Source organism: Mesorhizobium sp. M4A.F.Ca.ET.050.02.1.1 (assembly GCF_003997725.1).
GTDB lineage: Bacteria > Pseudomonadota > Alphaproteobacteria > Rhizobiales > Rhizobiaceae > Mesorhizobium.
The window spans coordinates 1-3144 of sequence record NZ_RZSG01000705.1 but is presented as its reverse complement, the minus strand read 5'-3'; the positions used below and the strand labels follow the sequence as shown (position 1 = coordinate 3144).

General features: G+C 65.2%; 1 protein-coding gene and 1 pseudogene. Both read right to left on the bottom strand.

Annotated features, from left to right (window positions below):
• On the bottom strand, nt 1-2273 hold a 2273-nt coding region (alaS, locus tag EOA33_RS29685; protein ID WP_127407261.1), incomplete at its 3' end, for an alanine--tRNA ligase.
• Nucleotides 2274-2511: 238 nt separating this feature from the next.
• A pseudogene (locus tag EOA33_RS29680) lies at nt 2512-3144 on the bottom strand (DNA recombination/repair protein RecA); the annotation flags it as partial.

Below are 3144 nucleotides of genomic sequence, written 5' to 3'. Positions count from 1 at the left end.
TCGCTAAGCTCCTTCTCGAGCTTCTTGCGCTCTTCGAGCAGCGTCTCGACACGCGCGGTCACGTCGGCCGGCGAGATCTTCAGCGTCGAAGCGATCGCCTTCAGCCGCCTGTCCTGCTCGTCGAGATGCCTGCGCGCCGCCTCGCCGGTCAGCGCCTCGATGCGGCGCACGCCGGCGGCGACCGCGCTGTCCGACACGATGCGCACCAGGCCGATATCGCCGGTCGCCCGGACATGGGTGCCGCCGCAGAGCTCGACCGAATAGGGGCGGTTCGCCTTGGCGCCATGCAGGCCGGTGCCCATCGACACGACGCGCACCTCGTCGCCGTATTTTTCGCCGAACAGCGCCATGGCGCCCTCGGCAATGGCATCATCGACCGACATCAGGCGTGTCGACACCGGGCTGTTCTGCACGACGATCTCGTTCGCCATGCGCTCGACCTCCTCGAGTTCATCGGCCGAGATCGGCTTGTTGTGCGAGATGTCGAAGCGCAGGCGCTCGGGCGCGACCAGCGAGCCCTTCTGCGCGACATGGGTGCCCAGCACCTCGCGCAGCGCCTCGTGGATGAGGTGCGTCGCCGAATGGTTGGCGCGCAGCCTGGAGCGGCGCGCATGGTCGACCTTGAGCTCGACGGCAGCGCCGGTCTTGACCGTGCCGCTTGCCACCCGGCCGAGATGCACGAACAGGCCGTCGGCCTTCTTCTGCGTGTCGGTGATCGCTATCGAGAAGCCTTCGCCGGAAACAATGCCGGTGTCGCCCATCTGGCCGCCGGATTCGCCGTAGAACGGCGTCTGGTTGACGATCACGGCAACCGTGTCACCCTGCGCGGCGCTGTCGACGGCCTTGCCGTCCTTGACCAGCGCCAGGACCAGGCCCTCCGCCTGCTCGGTCTCATAGCCGAGGAAATCGGTGGCGCCGGTCTGCTCGCGCACCGAAAACCACACCGTCTCGGTGGCCGCGTCGCCGGAACCCGCCCAGCTCTTGCGCGCCTCGGCCCGTTGCCGCTCCATCGCATCGGTAAAGCCGGCCAGATCGACCGAGATGCTGCGCTGGCGCAGCGCATCCTGCGTCAGGTCGAGCGGGAAGCCGTAAGTGTCGTAGAGCTTGAAGGCCGTCTCGCCATCCAGCATGTCGCCGGCGCCGAGCTTTTCGGTTGCCTCCGAGAGCAGGCCGAGGCCGCGCGCCAGCGTCTTGCGGAAGCGGGTCTCTTCCAGCTTCAGCGTTTCGGTGATCAGCGCCTCGCCGCGCCCCAGCTCCGGATAGGCCTGAGCCATCTCGCGCACCAGCGCCGGCACCAATTTCCACATCAGCGGCTCGCTGGCGCCGAGCAGCTGCGCATGGCGCATGGCGCGGCGCATGATACGGCGCAGCACATAGCCGCGGCCCTCATTCGACGGCAGCACGCCGTCGGCCACCAGGAAGCAGGACGACCGCAGATGGTCGGCGATGACGCGGAACGATGCGACGGTGTCCGCATCCGGACCGCGCCCGAGCGCCGATGAGGCGGCATCGATCAGATGGCGGAACAGGTCGGTCTCGAAGACGCTTTCCACCCCTTGCAGGATGGACGCCATGCGCTCGAGGCCCATACCGGTGTCGATCGACGGGCGCGGCAGGTCGATGCGCTCTTCCTTGGTCACCTGTTCATACTGCATGAACACCAGGTTCCAGAATTCCAGGAACCGGTCGCCGTCCTCTTCCGGGCTGCCGGGAGGGCCGCCCCAGATGTGTTCGCCGCGGTCGATGAAGATCTCCGAGCACGGCCCGCAGGGTCCGGTGTCGCCCATTGCCCAGAAATTGTCGGAGGTCGGGATGCGGATGATGCGGTCGTCGGTGAAGCCGGCGATCTTCTTCCAGTAGCCGGCGGCCTCATCGTCGGTGTGGTAGACCGTGACCAGCAGCTTGTCTTTCTTTAGCCCGAACTCCCTGGTGATCAGGTTCCAGGCAAGCTCGATGGCGCGTTCCTTGAAATAGTCGCCGAAGGAGAAATTGCCGAGCATCTCGAAGAAGGTCAGGTGACGCGCGGTGTAGCCGACATTGTCGAGGTCGTTGTGCTTGCCGCCGGCGCGCACGCTCTTCTGGGCGGTGGTGGCGCGCGAATAGGGCCGCTTCTCCAGGCCGGTGAAGACGTTCTTGAACTGCACCATGCCGGCGTTGGTGAACATCAGCGTCGGATCGTTGCGCGGCACCAGCGGGCTCGACGCGACGACCTCGTGACCCTCCTTGCGGAAATAGTCGAGGAATGTCGACCGGATCTCGTTCACGCCACTCATGGATGCTTGCCTTTTCGAGAGAACCGCCGGGGGTGCCGGCGGCAAAATGGACATGGCCTTTTAGCGATCACGCCGCAGCCTGTCCAGAAACACGGAACTGGAGAAAAGTCCGGTTGTTGCCGGCTCTAGCCGGGCATCGCCCGAAACGCAAACCGCCGGCACAAGGCCGGCGGTTCGGGACGCAGTACTAAAGAACTCAATTACATAAGCAGATATTAATAAACCGAGATTGTGGCACCTACATGGCGCCGGCTTCGTCCTCGAAACCGTCGTCACCGCCGCCCTCGGAGCCGCCATTCTCGAGGAACTTCTCGGCGATCAGCCCGGCATTCTGCCTGAGCGCCATTTCGATCTCGCGCGCTGTGTCGGGATTGTCGCGCAGGAACAGTTTTGCGTTCTCGCGGCCCTGGCCGAGACGCTGCGAATTGTAGGAGAACCAGGCGCCGGATTTCTCGACCACGCCGGCCTTGACGCCGAGGTCGACCAGCTCGCCGGTCTTGGAGACGCCCTCGCCATACATGATGTCGAACTCGACCACCTTGAAGGGCGGCGCCAGCTTGTTCTTGACCACCTTGACGCGGGTCTGGTTGCCGACGACCTCGTCGCGGTCCTTGACCGAGCCGATGCGGCGGATGTCGAGGCGGACCGAGGCGTAGAACTTCAGCGCGTTGCCGCCGGTCGTCGTCTCGGGCGAGCCGAACATGACGCCGATCTTCATGCGGATCTGGTTGATGAAGATGACCATGGTGTTGGAGCGCGAGATCGAGGCGGTCAGCTTGCGCAGCGCCTGGCTCATAAGGCGGGCCTGCAGGCCGGGTAGCGCATCGCCCATCTCACCTTCGATTTCGGCGCGCGGCGTCAGCGCGGCGAC